This window comes from Streptomyces lycii (assembly GCF_009735685.1).
Classification (GTDB): Bacteria; Actinomycetota; Actinomycetes; order Streptomycetales; family Streptomycetaceae; genus Streptomyces; species Streptomyces lycii.
In genome coordinates, this window is the sequence record NZ_WHPN01000392.1 from 47,683 (window position 1) to 67,911 (window position 20,229).

Annotated in this window: 13 protein-coding genes; 8 read left to right on the forward strand and 5 right to left on the reverse strand. The window is 73.0% G+C overall.

Going from position 1 to position 20,229, the window contains the following annotated elements; translation table 11 throughout:
• Positions 1-60: 60 nt before the first annotated feature.
• Positions 61-549 (reverse strand): ribose-5-phosphate isomerase, encoded by a 489-nt coding sequence (locus tag GCU69_RS27150; protein ID WP_098751909.1) that lies wholly within the window; start codon positions 547-549, stop codon positions 61-63.
• A 184-nt stretch (positions 550-733) separates the two neighbouring features.
• Here GCU69_RS27150 and GCU69_RS27155 point away from each other — a divergent pair, with 184 nt between their 5' ends.
• On the forward strand, positions 734-2,155 hold the full coding sequence (locus GCU69_RS27155; RefSeq protein ID WP_156207436.1) for an amino acid permease: 1,422 nt from the start codon (positions 734-736) through the stop codon (positions 2,153-2,155).
• Positions 2,156-2,252: 97 nt separating this feature from the next.
• Here GCU69_RS27155 and GCU69_RS27160 read toward each other — a convergent pair whose 3' ends face one another.
• Positions 2,253-2,849, reverse strand: a complete 597-nt coding sequence (locus GCU69_RS27160) for a biotin transporter BioY (protein ID WP_098751911.1) — start codon at positions 2,847-2,849, stop codon at positions 2,253-2,255.
• Between the two features lie 454 nt (positions 2,850-3,303).
• On the opposite strand from GCU69_RS27160, the gene GCU69_RS27165 reads away from it, so the two are divergent.
• Both GCU69_RS27165 and GCU69_RS27170 read left to right on the forward strand, forming a co-directional pair.
• Entirely contained in the window at positions 3,304-4,755 is a 1,452-nt protein-coding gene (locus GCU69_RS27165) for an amino acid permease (RefSeq protein ID WP_098751912.1), read from the forward strand.
• A 198-nt stretch (positions 4,756-4,953) separates the two neighbouring features.
• A complete protein-coding gene (locus GCU69_RS27170) occupies positions 4,954-5,595 on the forward strand; it encodes a superoxide dismutase (RefSeq protein ID WP_098751913.1) in 642 nt (213 codons plus the stop codon).
• A 157-nt stretch (positions 5,596-5,752) separates the two neighbouring features.
• Here the strand turns inward: GCU69_RS27170 and GCU69_RS27175 are convergent, their stop codons facing one another.
• On the reverse strand, positions 5,753-6,403 hold the full coding sequence (locus GCU69_RS27175; RefSeq protein ID WP_098751914.1) for a mycothiol-dependent nitroreductase Rv2466c family protein: 651 nt from the start codon (positions 6,401-6,403) through the stop codon (positions 5,753-5,755).
• Between the two features lie 162 nt (positions 6,404-6,565).
• Here GCU69_RS27175 and pepN (GCU69_RS27180) point away from each other — a divergent pair, with 162 nt between their 5' ends.
• The 5 genes from pepN (GCU69_RS27180) (at position 6,566) to pepN (GCU69_RS27200) (ending at position 17,780) form a co-directional block, all read left to right on the forward strand.
• Complete coding sequence (gene pepN / locus GCU69_RS27180; protein ID WP_156207437.1) at positions 6,566-9,160, forward strand: aminopeptidase N; 2,595 nt, start codon at positions 6,566-6,568, stop codon at positions 9,158-9,160.
• A 155-nt stretch (positions 9,161-9,315) separates the two neighbouring features.
• Positions 9,316-10,479 carry a hypothetical protein gene (locus GCU69_RS27185; RefSeq protein ID WP_156207438.1) on the forward strand — a complete coding sequence of 388 codons (1,164 nt, stop codon included), beginning with the start codon at positions 9,316-9,318 and terminating at the stop codon, positions 10,477-10,479.
• 156 nt (positions 10,480-10,635) lie between these two features.
• On the forward strand, positions 10,636-13,965 hold the full coding sequence (locus GCU69_RS27190) for a S8 family serine peptidase (RefSeq protein ID WP_156207439.1): 3,330 nt from the start codon (positions 10,636-10,638) through the stop codon (positions 13,963-13,965).
• A gap of 84 nt (positions 13,966-14,049) precedes the next feature.
• A complete protein-coding gene (locus tag GCU69_RS27195; RefSeq protein WP_156207440.1) occupies positions 14,050-15,075 on the forward strand; it encodes an aspartate-semialdehyde dehydrogenase in 1,026 nt (341 codons plus the stop codon).
• A 119-nt stretch (positions 15,076-15,194) separates the two neighbouring features.
• Positions 15,195-17,780, forward strand: a complete 2,586-nt coding sequence (gene pepN, locus GCU69_RS27200; RefSeq protein ID WP_156207442.1) for an aminopeptidase N — start codon at positions 15,195-15,197, stop codon at positions 17,778-17,780.
• Between the two features lie 441 nt (positions 17,781-18,221).
• Here pepN (GCU69_RS27200) and GCU69_RS27205 read toward each other — a convergent pair whose 3' ends face one another.
• Entirely contained in the window at positions 18,222-18,455 is a 234-nt protein-coding gene (locus tag GCU69_RS27205) for a hypothetical protein (protein ID WP_098751919.1), read from the reverse strand.
• A gap of 52 nt (positions 18,456-18,507) precedes the next feature.
• The coding region (gene malQ / locus GCU69_RS27210) for a 4-alpha-glucanotransferase (RefSeq protein WP_156207441.1) at positions 18,508-20,229 on the reverse strand (1,722 nt) is incomplete at its 5' end.

Below are 20,229 nucleotides of genomic sequence, written 5' to 3' on the forward strand. Positions count from 1 at the left end.
GCCGGCGGATCCCGCGGCGCCGCGCGGCTTCCGCCGGACGGACCGCCCCCGGTCCTGCCGCTAGTCCTGCCGCGGGTGGTGGTCCGGGATCGCGGGCAGCTTCCCGGTGTTCTCGTACAGGCTGAGCATGTCGATGCGGCGGGAGTGGCGCTCCTCGCCGGAGTACGGGGTGGCGAGGAAGACCTCGACGAACTTCACCGCGTCCTCGGTGCTGTGCATCCGGCCGCCGATGCTGATCACGTTGGCGTTGTTGTGCTCGCGGCCGAGGGCGGCGGTCTGCTCGCTCCAGGCCAGCACGGCGCGGACGCCCTTGACCTTGTTGGCCGCGATCTGCTCGCCGTTGCCCGAGCCGCCGATCACGATGCCGAAGCTCTCGGAGTCGCCCGCGGTGCGCTCGGCGGCGCGCAGGCAGAACGGCGGGTAGTCGTCCTGGGCGTCGTAGATGTGCGGGCCGCAGTCGACCGGCTCGTGGCCGTGGGCGGTGAGCCACTCGACGAGATGGTTCTTGAGTTCGTAACCGGCATGATCGGAGCCGAGGTACACGCGCATGGGGGAAGTGTGGCACGGCCCCGGTGTCGCGCGGGCCCCGGGTGGCGTTCGCCGCGTCGGCGGGGCCCCGGCCTGCGATGTGCCCGGTAAAGCGCAGGCAATGATACGGAATCATGGGTTCCGTATCGCCTTTTCCCTGCGTTTGAATGCGGAAGTCCTTCTTCCGAACCTTCCTGGGGAACGTATGAGCGCGCAAGCGACGGTCACCGGCGGGACGTCCGGACCCGACGGCGGGCCGGAGCCCGCAGGGGACGGCCTCAGGGCCGGACTCAAGAACCGCCATCTGTCCATGATCGCGATCGGCGGTGTCATCGGGGCCGGGCTGTTCGTCGGCTCCGGCGCGGGCGTCGCGGCCGCCGGACCGGGCATCCTGATCTCGTACGCGCTGGCCGGCCTGCTGGTCGTGCTCGTGATGCGGATGCTCGGCGAGATGGCCTCCGCGATGCCCTCCTCGGGCTCGTTCTCCGCCTACGCGGACCGCGCGCTGGGCCGCTGGGCGGGCTTCACGATCGGCTGGCTCTACTGGTTCTTCTGGGTCGTCGTGCTAGCCGTCGAGGCGACCGCCGCGGCCGCCATCCTCACCGGCTGGGTGCCGGCGGTGCCGCAGTGGGCCTGGGCCCTGCTGGTGATGGTGGTGCTGACCGGGACGAATCTGGCCTCCGTGGGCAGCTACGGCGAGTTCGAGTTCTGGTTCGCCGGTATCAAGGTGGTGGCGATCTGCGTCTTCATCGTGGTGGCCGCCCTCGCGGCGGCGGGACTGCTGCCGGGCACCGACGCGGTCGGCACCGCGAACCTCACCGGGCACGGCGGCTTCCTGCCGAACGGCCCCGGCGCGATCCTCTCCGGGATGCTGCTGGTGGTCTTCTCGTTCATGGGCAGCGAGATCGTCACGCTCGCCGCGGGCGAGTCGCGGGACCCGGAGAAGATGGTCCGGCGCGCCACCAACAGCGTCATCTGGCGGATCGGGCTGTTCTATCTGGGCTCCATGGCGCTCGTCGTCACGCTGCTGCCCTGGAACGACTCCTCGATCACCGAGGAGGGCTCGTACGTCGCGGCGCTCAACGCCATCGGCATCCCGCACGCCGGAACGGTGATGGACGTGATCATCGTCACGGCGGTGCTGTCGTGCCTCAACTCCGGCCTCTACACCGCATCGCGCATGGCCTACTCGCTCGGCCGGCGCGGTGACGCGCCGAAGAGCTTCGGCGAAGTCACCGGACGCGGCGTGCCCGCGGCTGCGATCTGGGCGTCGGTGGCCTTCGGCTTCGTCGCGGTGATCTTCAACTACACCTCGCCCGACACCGTCTTCCAGTTCCTGCTGAACTCCTCCGGGGCGGTGGCCCTCTTCGTCTGGCTCGTCATCTGCTTCTCGCAGCTGCGGATGCGCCCGGTCATCGAGCGGGAGATGCCGGAGCGGCACGCGGTGCGGATGTGGCTGTTCCCGTATCTCACGTACGGCACGATCGCGCTGATCGTCTTTGTGATCGGCTACATGTTCTACGACGAGACGGGGCGGGAGCAGATGGTGATGTCGGTGACCGTCGGCGCCCTGGTGCTCGCAGGCGGCCTGTATCCGAACCGGCGCCGGCGCGCCGCCGGGGGCTGAGGGCGGCGCACGGAAACGGGGCGGGCCCGCGGCCGTGGTCACGGTCGCGCGCCCGCCCCGTTCAGCGGTGGGATCCGGTGGGAGCCGGCCGGAGCCGTCAGTCCCGGCGGCCCGCCAGCTTCCAGGCGGCGGGCAGCGCGCCCATGGCGAGCGCGGCCTTGAGCGCGTCGCCGATCAGGAACGGCACCAGGCCCGCGGCGACCGCCTCGGCGGCCGAGAGGTTCGCGGCGAGCGCCAGGTACGGCACCCCGACGGCGTAGATGACCAGCGAGCCGAGGACCATCGTCCCGGCGGTGCGCAGGGCGCCTCGGTCGCCGCCGCGCCGGGCCAGCGCGCCCACGACGGTGGCGGCGAGGAGCATGCCGAGGACGTAGCCGAAGGAGGCCGAGCCCGCGCCGCCCGCGAACCACGGCACGCCCGCCATGCCGACCAGCGTGTAGAGCGCCAGCGACAGGAAGCCGCGGCCCGCGCCGAGCGAGGCGCCGACGAGCAGGGCGGCGAAGGTCTGGCCGGTGACCGGGACCGGGGAGCCGGGGACCGGGACGGCGATCTGGGCGGCGAGACCGGTCAGCGCGGCGCCGCCGGCGACGAGCGCCACGTCGCGCAGCCGGGCGCGGGAGGCGGTGGCGGCCGGGAGCAGATCGGCGAGGACCGCGCCGGGGCGGTCGGTGCGGGTGGCGGCGGCAGTGCTCAACGAGGGCTCCGCGGGGGTGGGAAGGGACGACGGACACCGCGACGGTAGCCGACGGGTCAACGCTCGTTCACCGTCAGCCGGTGACAAAGGCGGGATCACGGGCTTGGTGAGTTCCGTACAAAGCCGTGGTGGTGTACGGCCTCGGCGGCGGGTGGCACGGGTGGCGGGCGGGGTGATGCTCGTCACGGCGAGCGCGTGGTGAACGCAAGTTTTCGGACGGCCGGCCACGGGGAGGCGGACCGGGCGCCGACTGTCGCATCCCGCCAAAGAGAGCGGCTCGGAGCGGACGGTGGGGACACCGGAGGGCGGCGCCGGGCCCGGCCGGCCGGTCGTGACGGGCTTGTGAGGACGCTGTCCGTATACCGGTCACATTTGTTGGTGATGTTGTCCTGAGCGGTGCATGACTTCACACTGGGGCGACCTTTCCGTCTCCACGTACTGGACGAGATTGCCCATGAATCCGACATCACCGGTGACGACCGGGAGCGCCGCGCCACCGCCCGGCACCGAGGCGTCATCCGCCCCGGGAACCGAGGGACGGCTGCCCGGCGGCCTCAAGCAGCGCCATCTGTCGATGATCGCCCTCGGCGGTGTGATCGGCGCGGGCCTGTTCGTCGGCTCGGGTGCCGGCATCGCCGCGGCCGGCCCGTCGATCGTGCTGGCCTACGCCGTCTCCGGCGCGCTGGTGCTGCTGGTGATGCGGATGCTCGGCGAGATGTCCGCGGCCCACCCGGCCTCCGGCTCCTTCTCGGTGCACGCGGAGCGGTCGATCGGCCCCTGGGCGGGCTTCACCGTCGGCTGGATGTTCTGGGCGCTGCTGTGCGTGGCGGTCGCGGCCGAGGCGATCGGCGCCGCCGCGATCATGACCGGCTGGCTGCCCGGGACCGAGTCGTGGATGTGGGTCGCGCTGTTCATGGCCCTGTTCTGCGGTACGAACCTGGCGGCGGTCGGCAACTTCGGCGAACTGGAGTTCTGGTTCGCCGCGCTGAAGGTCGCCGCCATCGGCGTCTTCCTGCTGCTCGGCGTCCTCGCCATCGCGGGCGTGCTGCCCGGCACCGAGGCGCCCGGCACCGCCAACCTCACCGGCAACGGCGGCTGGCTGCCCAACGGCACGGAGGGGCTGCTGGTCGGCCTGCTCGCCTCGGTGTTCGCGTACGGCGGCCTGGAGACGGTCACCATCGCCGCCGCCGAGTCGGAGAAGCCCCGGCAGGGCGTGGCCAAGGCCGTGCGCACCGCGATGTGGCGGATCTCCCTCTTCTACGTCGGGTCGATGGCCGTCATCGTCACCCTGATCCCGTGGGACGACGTCTCGGTCGTCGACCCGGGTCCGTACGTCGCCGTGCTGGACCACATCCAGATCCCGGCGGCCGCCCAGATCATGAACGTCGTGATCCTCGCCGCCCTGCTGTCGGCGATGAACGCCAACATCTACGGCGCCTCCCGCATGGCGTACTCCCTGATCGCCCGCGGCAACGGTCCCGCGGCGCTGGGCCGGGTCTCCGGCGGTGTGCCGCGGCGGGCGGTCGTCGGCTCCTCGGCCTTCGGCTTCTTCGCGGTGCTGCTCAGCTACTGGTGGCCGGACACGGTCTTCAAGTGGCTGCTCAACATGGTCGGCGCTGCCGTGCTGGTCGTGTGGGGCTTCATCGCCGTCGCCCAGCTGCGCACCCGGCGCCGGCTGGAGCGGGAGGCGCCGGAGCGGCTGACCGTGCGGATGTGGCTGTTCCCGTATCTGACCTGGCTGGCGCTGGCGGGTGTGGCCGCGATCCTGCTGCTGATGGTCCGCGACGGCGAGACGCGGACACAGCTGTACTTCACCGGCGGCCTTGCGGTGGTGCTGGCGATCACCGGGCTGCTGCGACAGCGGCGGGCCCGGCGCGAACCCGCAACGGCCGACGGCAACGGCTGACGGCAAAGGGCCGACGGCAAGGGCTGACGGCGACGCCCCGGCGCGTCCGGCGGCGGCATCACGGAACGAGGCGGTCCCCCGCGGGGGCCGCCTCGTTCGTCGTTCCGGCCCGGCCCGCCGCACCAGCGCTCCGGCACTCTCGCTGATAGCGTGCACTTGCAATACAGTTGCAATAAGCGATGTCGAAGGGCGTTGGGCATGACCGTCTACACACTCCCCGAGCTGCCGTACGACTACTCCACGCTGGAGCCGGTGATCAGCGGGGAGATCATCGAACTGCACCACGACAAGCACCACGCGGCCTATGTGAAGGGCGCGAACGACACGCTGGAGCAGTTGGCGGAGGCCCGGGAGCAGGACCGGTGGGGATCGGTCAACGGACTGGAGAAGAACCTCGCCTTCCACCTCTCCGGCCACATCCTGCACAGCATCTACTGGCAGAACATGAGCGGTGACGGCGGTGGCGAGCCCCTGGAGAAGGACGGCACCGGCGAGCTGGCCGACGCCATCGCCGAGCACTTCGGCTCGTTCGCCCGCTTCAAGGCCCACCTCTCCAAGGCCGCCGCGACCACCCAGGGATCGGGCTGGGGCGTGCTGGCGTACGAGCCGGTCAGCGGCCGGCTGATCGTCGAGCAGGTGTACGACCACCAGGGGAACGTCGGCCAGGGCAGCATCCCGATCCTGGTCTTCGACGCCTGGGAGCACGCCTTCTACCTGCAGTACCGCAATCAGAAGGTGGACTTCGTCGAGGCCATGTGGCGCGTCGTCAACTGGCAGGACGTCGCCGCCCGCTACACCGCCGCGAAGGAGCGCGCCACGGGGCTGCTGCTCGCGCCGTGACGCTCCGCGCCCCGGACCGCCCCTCCGCGTGATCGTCTTCTCACCCTTCACCGGCGGGGCAGCGGAAGGCCCCCGCGCGTACGGACCGCGCGGGGGCCTTCCCGTTCCCGCCCCGCGGCCTTCCCGTCGCGGGAGGGCGACGGAGCGGCGCCGCTGCTCAGTCGAAAATCGGACCCTCCGTACGGGTCCGCTTGATCTCGTAGAAGCCCGGCGTCGAGGCGACCATCAGCGTGCCGTCCCACAGCTTCGCCGCGGCCTCGCCCTTGGGCGCCGGGGTGACGACCGGCCCGAAGAAGGCGATCTGCTCGCCGTCGGCCCCGGGCACCGCGATCACGGGCGTCCCGACGTCCTGGCCGACCAGGTCGATGCCCTGCTTGTGCGAGGCGCGCAGCTCCGTGTCGTACGCGTCGGTCTCGCCCGCGTCCACCAGCTCGGCGGGCAGCCCGGCGTCGCGCAGGGCGGCGGCGATCGAGTCGCGGCCCGCGCCCTCGCCCTGGTTGTGGAAGCGGGTGCCCATCGCGGTGTAGAGCCGCCCCAGCACCTCGTGGCCGAACTTGCGCTCCGCGGCGATCGCGACCCGCACCGGCTGCCAGGCGGTGGTCGCCAGCATCTCGCGGTACTCCTCGGGGAGCTCGTCGATCCGCGGCTCGTTGAGCACGGCCAGGCTCATCACGTGCCAGCGCACCTCCACCGGGCGCACCTTCTCGACCTCCAGCATCCAGCGCGAGGTCATCCAGGCCCAGGGGCACAGCGGGTCGAACCAGAAGTCGACGGGCGTCCTCTCGGACGGCGAAGCGGAAGCGGTCATCAAAGATCTCCTCGAACGGCGCTGTCATCAGGACTTTCCCGGATGCAACCGGCGGCGTGCCCGGTCCATTCCCACGTGCTCGGCGCCGAGGCCGCATGACACTATGACCAGCGTTCGAACTGTGAGACAGAACGTGCAGACAAACGAGGCGAAGGAGCCGTCGTGCCTGGTGAGAACCTGACCCGTGACGAGGCCCGGGAGCGGGCCGGACTGCTGTCCGTGGACGGGTACGAGGTGGCTCTCGACCTCCGGTCGGCGACCGAACCGGGCGGGCACGCATCCCGCACCTTCCGCTCGGTGACCACCGTCCGCTTCCGCTGCTCCCGCCCCGGCGCCGCGTCCTTCGCCGACCTGGTCGCCCCCGCCGTCGCCTCGGTCACCCTCAACGGGCGCGCGCTCGACCCGGCCGCCGTCTTCGACGGCTCCCGCGTCACCCTGGAGGACCTGGCCGCGGAGAACGTCCTCACCGTGGACGCGCGTTGCGCCTACAGCCGTACCGGCGAGGGCATGCACCGCTTCACCGACCCGGAGGACGGCGCGACCTACCTCTACACCCAGTACGAGCCCGCCGACGCCCGCCGGGTCTTCGCCAACTTCGAGCAGCCCGACCTCAAGGCCCCGTACAGCTTCGCCGTCACGGCCCCAGGCGGCTGGACGGTGCTCGGCAACGGCGAGCGGGAGGGCGAGCCGGAGCCCGCCGAGGGCGGCGGGGCGACCTGGCGCTTCGTGACGACACGGCCCATCTCGACGTACATCACGGCGATCGCCGCCGGGCCGTACCACATGGTCCACGACACCTACCGGCGCACGCTGGAGGACGGCACGGAGCTGGTGATCCCGCTCGGCGCGCTGTGCCGCAAGGGGCTCGCCCGGCACTTCGACGCCGACGACATCTTCACGGTCACCAAGCAGGGCCTGGACTTCTTCCACGACCACTTCGGCTTCCCGTACCCCTTCGGGAAGTACGACCAGGCGTTCGTCCCCGAATACAACATCGGGGCCATGGAGAACCCGGGCCTCGTCACCTTCCGCGAGGAGTACGTCTTCCGCGGCAAGGTCACCGAGGCCTCCTACCAGGGCCGGGCCAACGTCATCCTGCACGAGATGGCGCACATGTGGTTCGGCGACCTCGTCACCATGGAGTGGTGGGACGACCTGTGGCTCAAAGAGTCCTTCGCCGACTTCATGGGCGCCCTCTCGCTCGTCGAGGCCACCCGCTTCGAGGGAGGCTGGATCACCTTCGCCAACCGCCGCAAGGCCTGGGCGTACCGCGCCGACCAGCTGCCGTCCACCCACCCCATCACCGCCGACATCCGCGACCTCCAGGACGCCAAGCTCAACTTCGACGGCATCACCTACGCCAAGGGCGCCTCGGTGCTCAAGCAGCTCGTCGCCTACGCCGGCCGTGACGCGTTCATGGAGGGTGCCCGCCGCTACTTCCGCCGGCACGCCTACGGCAACACCCGCCTCGGCGACCTGCTGTCCGTCCTGGAGGAGACCTCCGGCCGCGACATGACCGAGTGGTCCCGCGCCTGGCTGCAGACCGCCGGTGTCAACTCCCTCACCCCGCAGGCCGTGTACGACAGCAACGGCCGGATCACCGAGCTGGCCGTCCTCCAGGAGGCCGCCGCGTCGCACCCGCGGCTGCGCCCGCACCGGGTCGCGGTCGGGCTCTACCGCCGCGAGGGCACGGAACTGGTGCGCTACGCCCGCGCCGAGGCCGACGTCGACGGGCCGCGCACGGTCGTCAGCGCGCTGGCCGGTGCGGAGCGGCCCGAGCTGATCCTCGTCAACGACGACGACCTCACGTACTGCAAGACCCGCTTCGACGAGGGGTCCCTCGACACCCTGCGCAAGCACCTGGGCGACCTCACCGACCCGCTCGCCCGCGCCCTGTGCTGGTCCGCGCTGTGGAACCTGACCCGGGACGGGCTCATGCCCGCCCGTGACTTCCTCGCCATGGTGCTGAGCTTCGCGGGCCGGGAGAGCGACATCGGGGTGCTCCAGATGCTGCACGCCTGGGCTCGGTCCGCCCTGGTGCACTACGCCGCTCCGGACTGGCGGGAGCGGGGCGGCCGGGCCCTCGCCGAGGGCGCGCTGAGCGAGCTGCGGATGGCCCCGCCCGGCAGCGGCCACCAGCTGGCCTGGGCGCGCTTCTTCGCGCAGTGCGCGGGCAGCGCGGCCGATCTCCAGCTGCTCCGCGGCCTGCTGGCCGGCACCGCGAAGATCGACGGCCTGGACGTCGACCAGGAGCTGCGCTGGACCTTCCTGGAGCCGCTCGCCGCGCACGGTGTCGCGGACACGGCGGAGATCGCCGCCGAGCTGTCCCGCGACGACACGGCGTCCGGCAAGCGGCACCAGGTGCGCTGCCTGGCCGCCCGCCCGTCCCGGGAGGTCAAGGACCGCGCCTGGGCCGACGTGGTGGACTCCGACCGGCTGTCCAACGCCCTGGTCGAGGCCACCATCGCGGGCTTCGACCAGCCGGACCAGCGGGAGCTGCTCGCCCCGTACACCGGGCGGTACTTCGAGTCGATCGAACGGGTCTGGCAGGAGCGTTCGATCGAGATCGGGATGGCCGTGGTGCGGGGCCTCTTCCCGGCGCTCCAGGGCGACCGCGCGACGCTGGACGCCGCGCAGGGCTGGCTGGACGGCCACCCGGACGCGGCGCCCGCGCTGCGCCGGCTGGTGCTGGAGGCACACGACGACCTGGCGCGCGCCCTGCGCGGACAGGAGTGCGACGCCGCGGCGGCCGGCTGAGCCGCGCGCGGGCCGCCCGACCGGCTCCCGCCCCGAGATGCCGAGCCAGTGATCGACACTCGAACATATGCCCTTTGGGGCGATGTTGTCCGAGTTTGTCGACGGGCCTGTAACAGGCGGCGGAAGGCGCCGCGCGGTCGGGAAGGGTGCCGGTCATGAACCACAACACCCCGCTCTCCCCGCACCCGCTCCGCCCGCCGGCCGACGGCCGCAGGCTCGTCCTGACGGCACGCCAGCTGCGGGAACACCGGGTCGGGGCGGCCACCGCCGCCGAGCGGTGCCGCCCCGGCGGCCCGTGGCAGCAGATCCTGCCCGGCGTCTACCTGCTCCACCCCGGACCGCCGACCAGCGAGGAGCGGCTGCACGCCGCGCTGCTGTACGCGGGGCGGCCCGCGCCGGGGCGTGCCGTACCGGAACAGCCGGGGCCGGAGAACCGGGTGCCGTCGGCCCCGGAACGGATGCCGGAGCGGGAGCCGGGACCGGCGCCGGACCGCACACGGGGCTGTCTTTCCGACGGCCCGGACGGCCCCGACGGCCCGACGGGCGCACCGGGGTCCGGGTCCGGGACCGGGTCCGGGGAGCCCTTCGGATCCGCGGTGATCACCGGCGAGGCGGCGCTCGCCCTGCACTGCCTCCCCTCCGCTCCCCCGCTGATCTCCCTGGACCGGTTCGACGTGCTGGTGCCGCGCTCCCGCCGGGTCCGCTCGACGGGCCATGTGCGGATCGTCCGGACCGCGCGGCTGCCGCGCCCGCTGGAGATCACCGGCGTCCCGGTCGCCCCCCTGCCCCGCGCGCTCGCCGACGCCGCCGCCCGGCTGACCGACGCGGCGGGCGTGCGCGGGCTGCTGACGGAGGCCGTCCGCGCCGGATGCTGCGAGGCCGGGGCCCTCGTACGCGAACTGAGCCGCGCGCGGCTGCTCACCCGGCCGCACGTCATGGAGGCCGCCGACGCCCTTCTCGCTCAGGGGCGGGCGGTCGCCGAGGGCAGGCTGTACGCCATGGTGCGCGAGCACCGGCTGCCGGAACCGCTGTGGAACGTCGACCTGCGGCTGCCCGGCGGACCGGGATTCGGCCGGGTCGACGCCTACTGGCCGGAGCAGGCCGTCGCCCTCCGGATCGACCACGGCCGGCCGGACGACGGCGCCCTTCCGGCGGGCGCTCCCCGGGAGCAGTTCGAGCGCTACGGCCTGACGCTCGTCGGCGCCGCCCCGGGGCGGTTGCGCGACGCTCCGGACGAGCAGGCCACGGTGGTCCGTACGGCACTGATGGCCGCACCGGACTGCGAACCGCCCGCCCCGGTCGTCGCGTTGCCGCACTGAGGGGCGACTTGTACGGATCGGTCTGCTATGCCGCCCCTCGCCGGTGGCGGGAATACGCCAGGTCCCGGTTCCGCCCCGTGCGGCCCTCCCCAAAACCCCGTTGTTTACATATAAGTGCGGTCATCCGGATCCGAATTTCGAACAAGGGTGACCACGTTGTCCTCTTCCTCTTCGATACCCGAGACCCCGCCGGGCCCGAGACGCACGGCCCGTGCCGTCCTCGCGGCCGGCCTGGTGGCGGCCCTCGCCGCGGCGGGCCCCGTGCCCGCCGCGTTCGCCGCCGACGGCCCCGGCACCGCGCCGGCACCGGCCCCGGCACCGGCCAAGTCCGCCGACGACAAGCTCGGCGCGGCCGACGCCGATCTGCTCGCCGAGGCCAAGTCCGACGGCGACAAGAACATCACCATGATGATCGCCACCAGGCCCGGCGCGACCGAGCAGGTCGCGGACCGGCTGGACGCGGTCAAGGGCGCCTCCGTCGGCCGCACGCACGACAAGCTCGGCTATGTCCGCGCCACCGTCCCGACCGGCCGCGCCGACGCGGCCATCGCGCAGGCCGGCAAGCTGTCGGCGGTGCACGGCATCGACCTCCGGCAGGAGATCCAGCTGCCGGACCCGACGCCGAAGGGCGACCGGGCCGAGGGCGCGCCGCTCGGCAAGCGCGGCAGCTACCCCGCTCCCGGCCCCCGCACCCCGGCGGAGAACCCGTACCAGCCGTCCCACGAGACCGGCGCCGTCGACTTCGTGAAGGACCACCGGAAGGCCGACGGCCGCGGCATCACCATCGGCGTCCTCGACTCCGGTGTCGATCTCGGCCACCCGGCGCTGCGCGAGACCACCACCGGCGAGCGCAAGATCACCGACTGGGTGACGGCGACCGACCCGATCGTGGACGGCGACGGCACCTGGCGCCCCATGGTGAACGCCGTCTCCGGGCCCTCCTTCGCCTACGACGGCCGCACCTGGACCGCGCCGGAGGGCTCCTACCGGGTCAGCATGTTCGCCGAGGCCGCCACCAGCGGCGGCGACATGGCCGGCGACCTCAACCGCGACGGCGACACCACCGACCGCTGGGGCGTCCTGCTGGACCAGGCCGCCGGCACGGTGCGCGTCGACCTGGACGGCGACGGCGACTTCGGCGACGAGAAGCCGATGAAGCCGTACGGCGAGGACCACCAGGTCGGCTACTTCGGCACCGACGACCCGGACACCGGCATCGCCGAGCGGATCCCCTTCGTGGTGGAGATCCGCGAGGACGTGCCCATGGACCCGTACGGCGGCGACTGGGTCGGCAGGACGGCCGACTTCGTCAACATCGGCCTCGTGTCCTCCTCGCACGGCACGCACGTCGCGGGCATCACCGCCGCCAACGGCCTCTTCGGCGGCCGGATGGACGGCGCGGCGCCCGGCGCCCGGGTGGTCTCCTCGCGGGCCTGCACCTGGAGCGGCGGCTGCACCAACATCGCGCTCACCGAGGGCATGATCGACCTCGTGACCGAGCGCGGTGTCGACATCGCCAACATGTCCATCGGCGGGCTTCCGCCGCTGAACGACGGCAACAACGCCCGCTCCGAGCTCTACACCCGGCTGATCGACACCTACGGCGTGCAGCTGGTGATCTCGGCGGGCAACAGCGGTCCGGGCGCCAACACCATCGGGGACCCGTCGCTCGCCGACAAGGTGATCAGCGTCGGCGCGTCGGTCTCCCGCGAGACCTGGGCCGCCAACTACGGCTCCGCCGTGCGGACGAAGTACTCGATGATGCCCTTCTCCTCCCGCGGCCCGCGCGAGGACGGCGGCTTCACCCCGACCCTGGCCGCCCCGGGCGCCTCCGTCAACACCGTCCCGACCTGGCAGCCGGGCCAGCCCGTCGCCGAGGCGGGCTACGACCTGCCGCCCGGCTACGGCATGCTCCAGGGCACCTCGATGGCCTCCCCGCAGGCGGCCGGCGCCTCCGCGCTGCTGCTGTCGGCCGCGAAGCAGCAGGACATCGAGCTGACCCCGGCGAAGCTGCGCACCGCGCTCACCGGCACCGCGCACCGGATCAAGGGCTTCCAGGCCTATGAGCAGGGCGCGGGCCTGATGGACGTCGAGGACGCCTGGAAGGCCGTCCGGCACGGCGCCACCGCGCACGAGTACGCGGTCCGGGCACCGGTCGACACCGCGCTCTCCGGCTTCCTGAAGACCCCGCACACCGGCACCGGCATCTACGACCGCGAGGGCGGGCTGAAGGCCGGCGAGTCCCGGACGTACGACGTGACCGTCACCCGCACCACCGGGCCCGACCGCGACCTGCGGCACCGGCTGGGCTGGGAGAACAACGACGGCACCTTCCAGGTGCTCGGCGGCCGGTCCGTGACCCTGCCGCTGGACGAGCCGGTCACCCTGCGCGTCCGGGCGAAGGCGGAGGACGCGGGCTTCCACAGCGCCGTGCTCACGCTGGACGACCCGCGCACCCGGGGCGGCGCCGACAAGCGGATCCTCAGCAGCGTGGTGGTCGCGGACCCGATGGACGCGCCGTCCTTCTCCGTCCGCAAGTCCGGCACCGCCGAGCGCAACGACACCACCTCGTACTTCGTGTCCGTCCCGGAAGGCGCGAAGACCCTGGAGGTCGCGATGAGCGGCCTGGAGGACGGCAGCCAGACCCGGTGGATCGCGATCAACCCCTACGGCGTGCCGGCCGACGCGACCAGCACCGTCTACTGCTACCCGAACTACAACAACCCGGACAACACCTGTGAGCCGGGCAAGCGGGCCTACGCCGACCCGATGCCCGGTGTCTGGGAGATCGAGGTCGAGTCGCGGCGCACCTCACCGCTGCTCGACAACCCGTACACGGTGACGGCGACCACGCTCGGCACCACCTTCGACCCGGCGGTGCTCACGGTGCCCGAGGCGGAGATCGGCACTCCGGTCCCCGTGGAATGGCGGGCCACGAACGACTTCGCCGCGATCGAGGACGGCAGCCTGCGGGGCGGCGAGCTGGGTTCCTCGCGGAGCGAGCGCCCCTCCATCGGCGAGGGCGAGACCCGGGAGACCACGGTCGAGGTCCCGGAGGGCGTCTCGCGGCTCGACGTCTCGATCGGGTCCACCTCCGACACCGGCGCGGACCTGGACCTGAGCGTCCTGCGCGACGGCGAGCTGGTGGACTACGAGGCGGACGGCGACTCGGAGGAGTCGGTCAGCCTGGCCGATCCCGCGCCGGGGACGTACACGGTGCAGGTGGACGGCTACGCGGTGCCCGCGGGGACCACGGAGTACGACTACCTCGATGTGTACTTCGCCTCGTCGCTGGGCGAGGTCACCGTGGGTGACGACGCCGCGGTGAATGTCGGCAACGGCGAATCCGTGCAGGTCACAGCGGATGTGTCGGTCGCCTCCGAGGCCCCCGCGGGCCGGGCGTTCTTCGGCGAGGTCAGCCTGCTGAACGCCGCCGGGACGGTCACCGGCACCGGCAGCGTCAGGATCGAGAAGGTCGTGCCGTAGCGGCCTGAGACACTGGACGGCGGGGCGGGCGCTTCATTCGGGCACCCGCCCCGCTGGCATACGGCAACGCAAGGAAGGCGTCCCATGAGGATCGGAATCGTCGGAGCCACCGGCCAGGTCGGCGGTGTGATGCGCACAATGCTCGCCGAGCGCGGGTTCCCGGTGGAACAGCTGCGGCTCTTCGCCTCGGCCCGTTCCGCCGGGCGGACCCTGGACTGGCAGGGCAGCGGGATCACCGTCGAGGACGCGGCGACGGCCGACTACTCCGGCCTGGACATCGTGCTCTTCTCCGCGGGCGGCGCGACCTCGCGCGCGCTGGCGGAGAAGGTCGCGGCGGACGGCCCCGTGGTGATCGACAACTCGTCCGCGTGGCGGCTGGACCCCGAGGTTCCGCTGGTCGTCTCCGAGGTCAACCCGCACGCCGCCGCGCGGCGGCCCAAGGGCATCATCGCCAACCCGAACTGCACCACCATGGCGGCCATGCCCGTGCTCCGCCCGCTGCACGCCGAGGCCGGCCTGACCGGCCTGGTGGTGTCGACCTACCAGGCGGTGTCCGGCAGCGGGCTGGGCGGCGTGAACGAGCTGGACGAGCAGATCAAGAAGACCGCGGCCGGTGCGGCCGGGCTGGCCCACGACGGCGCCGCGGTGGAGTTCCCGGAGCCGGAGAAGTACGTCCGGCCGATCGCCTTCAACGTGCTCCCGATGGCCGGGTCCGTCGTCGACGACGGCTCCGGCGAGACCGACGAGGAGCAGAAGCTCCGCAACGAGAGCCGCAAGATCCTGGAGATCCCGGGCCTGAAGGTCTCCGGCACCTGCGTCCGGGTCCCGGTCTTCACCGGGCACTCGCTCCAGATCAACGCGCGCTTCGACCGCGCCATCAGCCCGGAGCGCGCCCGCGAGCTGCTCGCGTCGGCGCCCGGCGTTGAGCTGTCGGACGTGCCGACGCCGCTCCAGGCGGCGGGCCAGGACCCGACGTACGTGGGCCGGATCCGTCGCGACGAGACCGCCGGGCACGGGCTGGCGATCTTCTGTTCGAGCGACAACCTCCGCAAGGGCGCGGCGCTGAACGCCGTGCAGGTCGCTGAGCTGGTGGCGGCCGAGTCCCGCTGACGCCGCGACCCGGGCACGCCGGGGCCGGCCGGCCCCGGCGTGCCCGCTAAACCTGCTGCGTGCGGGGGGTATCGGCGTGCGAGGATGGCCGTCAACCTGACGAATGGGAGATGCCTACCGTGCCTGGCACGAACCTCACCCGGGACGAGGCGCAGCAGCGGGCCCGCCTCCTCAGCACGCACGCGTACGAGATCGAGCTGGACCTGTCCGGTGCCCAGGAGGGCGGGACGTTCCGCTCCGTCACCACGGTCCGCTTCGACTGCGCGGAGGGCGGCGCGGCCTCCTTCATCGACCTGGTGGCTCCCGAGGTGCGGGAAGTGGTCCTGAACGGGACCGCGCTCGACCCGGCCGAGGTCTTCGCCGACTCCCGGATCGCGCTGCCGTCGCTGGCGGCGGGGGCGAACGAGCTGCGGGTCGTCGCCGAGTGCGCGTACACCAACACCGGTGAGGGCCTGCACCGCTTCGTCGACCCGGTCGACCAGCAGGCGTACCTCTACACGCAGTTCGAGGTGCCGGACGCCCGGCGGGTGTTCGCCTGCTTCGAGCAGCCGGACCTGAAGGCGACGTTCCGGTTCACCGTGCGGGCGCCGGAGGGCTGGACGGTCGTCTCCAACTCGCCCCTCGCGGACGGCGCGGACAAGCCGGCGGACACCACCTGGCGCTTCGAGCCGACGCCGCCGATCTCCTCGTACATCACGGCGATCATCGCAGGCCCGTACCACAGCGTGCACAGCACCTGGGAGGGCGACGGGCGCAGTGTTCCGCTGGGCATCCACTGCCGGCCGTCGCTGGCCGAGCACCTGGACGCGGACGCGCTCTTCGAGGTCACCCGGCTGGGCTTCGACTGGTTCCAGGAGAAGTTCGACCACCCCTACCCCTTCACCAAGTACGACCAGCTCTTCGTGCCGGAGTTCAACGCGGGCGCGATGGAGAACGCGGGCGCCGTCACCATCCGCGACCAGTACGTCTTCCGCTCCAAGGTGACGGACGCGGCGTACGAGACGCGGGCCGAGACCGTCCTGCACGAGCTGGCCCACATGTGGTTCGGCGACCTGGTCACCATGGAGTGGTGGAACGACCTGTGGCTGAACGAGTCGTTCGCCACCTACACCTCCATCGCCTGCCTCGCGCACGCGCCGGGCAGCGACTGGCCGCACGCCTGGACGACCTTCGCCAACTCCATGAAGACGTGGGCCTACCGGCAGGACCAGCTGCCGTCCACGCACCCGATCATGGCGGAGATCCGCGATCTGGACGACGTCCTGGTCAACTTCGACGGCATCACCTACGCCAAGGGCGCCTCGGTGCTCAAGCAGCTCGTGGCCTATGTCGGCACGGACGAGTTCTTCCGCGGCGTGCAGACGTACTTCAAGCGGCACGCGTGGGGCAACACCCGCCTCCCCGACCTGCTCGGCGCGCTGGAGGAGACCTCCGGCCGCGACCTGAAGGCCTGGTCGAAGGCCTGGCTGCAGACCGCCGGGATCAACGTCCTGCGGCCGGAGATCGAGACCGCCGCCGACGGCACCGTCAGCTCCTTCGCCGTACGGCAGGAGGCCCCGGCGCTGCCGGCCGGCGCCACCGGCGAGCCGGTGCTGCGGCCGCACCGGATCGCCATCGGCGCCTACGACCTGGACGGCTCCGGCAAGCTGGTCCGCACCGACCGGATCGAGCTGGACGTCGACGGCGAGCTGACCGAGGTCCCGGCCCTGGCGGGGAAGCGGCGCCCGGCCGTGATCCTGCTCAACGACGACGACCTGTCGTACGCCAAGGTCCGGCTCGACCCCGAGTCGCTGGCCACCGTCACCCAGCACCTGGGCGACTTCGCGGAGTCCCTGCCGCGCGCCCTGTGCTGGGCCTCGGCCTGGGACATGACCCGAGACGGCGAGCTGGCCGCCCGGGACTATCTGGAGCTGGTGCTCTCCGGCATCTCCAAGGAGACCGACATCGGTGTGGTCCAGTCGCTGCACCGGCAGGTGAAGCTGGCCCTGGACCTGTACGCCGCGCCGTCCTGGCGCGAGCTGGGCCTGGCGAAGTGGTCCGACGCGGCGCTGGAGCGGCTCCGGGCCGCCGAGCCCGGCAGCGACCACCAGCTGGCGTGGACACGGGCCTTCGCCGCCACCGCCCGCACCGAGGAGCAGCTGGACCTGCTGGCCGGGCTGCTGGACGGCACGGAGTCGGTCGAGGGGCTCACAATCGACACCGAGCTGCGCTGGGCGCTGCTGGTGCGGCTGGCGGCGACCGGCCGGGCCGGTGAGCCGGATATCGCGGCCGAGCTGGAACGGGACCGCACCTCGGCGGGCGAGCAGCACGCGGCGACGGCCCGGGCGGCCCGGCCGACGGCGGAGGCCAAGGCGGAGGCCTGGGCGTCGGTCGTGGAGTCCGACCAGCTGCCCAACTCCGTGCAGGAGGCCGTGATCGGCGGCTTCGTGCAGACCGACCAGCGGGAGCTGCTGGCGCCGTACACCGCGAAGTACTTCGACGCGGTGAAGGCCGTCTGGGACGCCCGCAGCCACGAGATGGCGCAGCAGATCGTGGTCGGGCTCTACCCGGCGCTCCAGGTCTCCCGGGAGACGCTGGACGCGACGGACGCGTGGCTGGCCTCCGCGGAGCCGTCCGCGGCCCTGCGCCGGCTGGTCACCGAGTCACGGGCGGGCGTGGAGCGCGCGCTGAAGGCCCAGGCGGCGGACGCGGCAGCGGGCGTCTGAACCGAAGCCGCATCCCGCGGGCCCGCCACACCAGGCCGCGGGATGCGGCACACCGGGCCCGCGGGTACGGCACACCCGGCCCGCGTGACGGCGGCCCCGGCTTCCCGGCCCCACGGGTACGGCCCGCCCGGCTCCGCCTGTCCGCCTCCCCCGACCGCTGGGCCCGGAGTGGCGGACGGGTCGCTACGGGGCGCCACCGGCGCTCAAGAGCTGTGTCTGCTCGCTTCCGGGAAACGGGGCGGGGAGGGAGGGTGACACCCCGGCGCGAAGCGCCGGAGAAGCCCCGACGGCCCCGCACCGCGCAACGGCCTCCGGCTCCGGCAACGCACGCGGGGCGCCCCCGGCAGCACAGGCCGCGTCGCGGACAACGCACGCAGGGCGCCCCCGGCCGAGACCCGGCCGGGAACGCCCTGCGCAGGCGAGGGCAACGCGCGGAGCGCGTCAGCCCTTCTGCTTGCGGGACTTGTCGCCGACCATCACCAGGCCCGCGATCACCAGGAAGAGCACGAGGGGCGCCGCGACGTAGAGCCCCAGCGTCTCGGCGACGCTCAGGCCCGGGCCCGGGTCGTCGCCGTCGTCCCGGACCGCCGCGAGCGCGGGAGACGACATCAGCAGCATCATCAGCGTCGAACCGGCCGTGACGGCTCCGGCGCGCAGCACGTTCTTCTTGTCCACGTAAGCAAACGTAGCGAACGCCCGCGCGGCCCGCGCGCCCGGGGTCCCCTCCTCAGCCCTCCGGGGCCGGGTCCGGCCGGTCCGCGTCCGCCAGGTGTTCCGCGAGATCCGCCATCAGGGCGCGCAGCCGGGGGGACGCGGCCAGGTCCTCCAGGGTGAGCGGGGTGCCGTCCGCCCCGGCGACGGGCAGCCGCCAGTTCGGGTACTCGTCCCAGGTGCCGGGCAGGTTCTGCGGACGCCGGTCGCCGACGCAGTCGGGCAGCCACACGCCGATCATGCGGGCCGGGGTCCGGGCCAGGAACCGGTGCACGGCCTTGACCGCGCCCTCCTCGTCCTCGGGGCCCTCCGGAAGCAGCCCGAGCCGGCCGAGTTCCGCCAGCCACTCGCCGACCTCGACGGCGTCCTCGGCCTGTTCCTCCTCCAGCGGCCGGGAGAGCAGCCCCAGGCGGTGCCGGAGGCCGACGTGCTCGCCGCTCAGCCGGGCGGCCGTGCTCGGCAGGTCGTGGGTGGTGGCGGTGGCGAGGCAGTCGGCGCGCCACCGCTCGGGCGGCAGGGGCCGCGCCCGGCCGCCCCCGGCGTCCTCGTAGTCGCGTTCGAACCAGAGCACGGAGGTGCCCAGCGCGCCGCGCTCCGCCAGGGCCTCCCGGACTCCCGGCTCGACCGTGCCCAGGTCCTCCCCTATGACGAGGGCCCCGGCGCGGTGCGCCTCCAGGGCGAGCACGCCGAGCATGGCCTCGATGTCGTAGCGGACGTACGTGCCCTCGGTCGGCTTGCGGCCCTCCGGGACCCACCACAGCCGGGACAGCCCCATGACGTGGTCGACGCGCAGGGCTCCGGCGTGCCGCAGCAGGCCGCGCAGCAGCCCGCGGTACGGGGCGTAGCCGGTACGGGCCAGGGCGTCGGGCCGCCAGGGCGGCAGGCCCCAGTCCTGGCCGCGCGAGTTGAAGGCGTCGGGCGGGGCCCCGACGGACATGCCGGCGGCGAAGACGTCCTGCTGGGCCCAGACGTCCGCCCCCGAGGGGTGGACGCCGACCGCGAGGTCGTGCACCAGTCCGATGCCCATCCCGGCGTCGAGGGCGGCCCGCTGGGCGGTGCCGAGCTGGCTGTCCGTGAGCCAGGCGAGCCAGCAGTGGAAGTCGACGCGGTCGAGCAGCTCGCCGCGGGCGCGGGCGGTGCGCGCGGAGTACGGGTCGGCCAGGCCGCCCGGCCAGCTCCGCCAGTCGGGGCCGTGGACCTCGGCGAGGGCACACCAGGTGGCGTGGTCCTCCAGGGCACGGCCCTGCTCGGCGAGGAAGTCGCAGTAGGCGGCACGGCGGCCGGGACCGAGCGGGACCTCGCGCACCAGTTCGAGGGCCTCCCGCTTGAGGCGCCAGACCGCGTCGCGGTCGATCAGCGCGCCCCGCTCCAGCACGGCCTCCCGCAGGGCCGCCGCGCGGGCCGCCAGCTCGGCGGCGCGCTCCCGGGCGGGGGCGGGCAGATGGGCGTACTCGGGCACGTCCTCGACGCGCAGATGGACCGGATCGGGGAAGCGCCGTGAGGAGGGCCGGTACGGCGAGGGGTCGGTCGGCTCCCCCGGCACGGCGGCGTGCAACGGGTTGAGCTGCAGAAACCCGGAGCCGAGCGCCCGGCCGGACCAGGCGGCCAGCTCCGCGAGGTCGGCGAGGTCGCCCATGCCCCAGGAGCGGGTGGACAGCAGCGAGTACAGCTGCACCAAGAAGCCGTGGGCCCGGCCGGGAGCCCGGGGCATCCGGCCGGGGGCGACGATCAGCGTCGC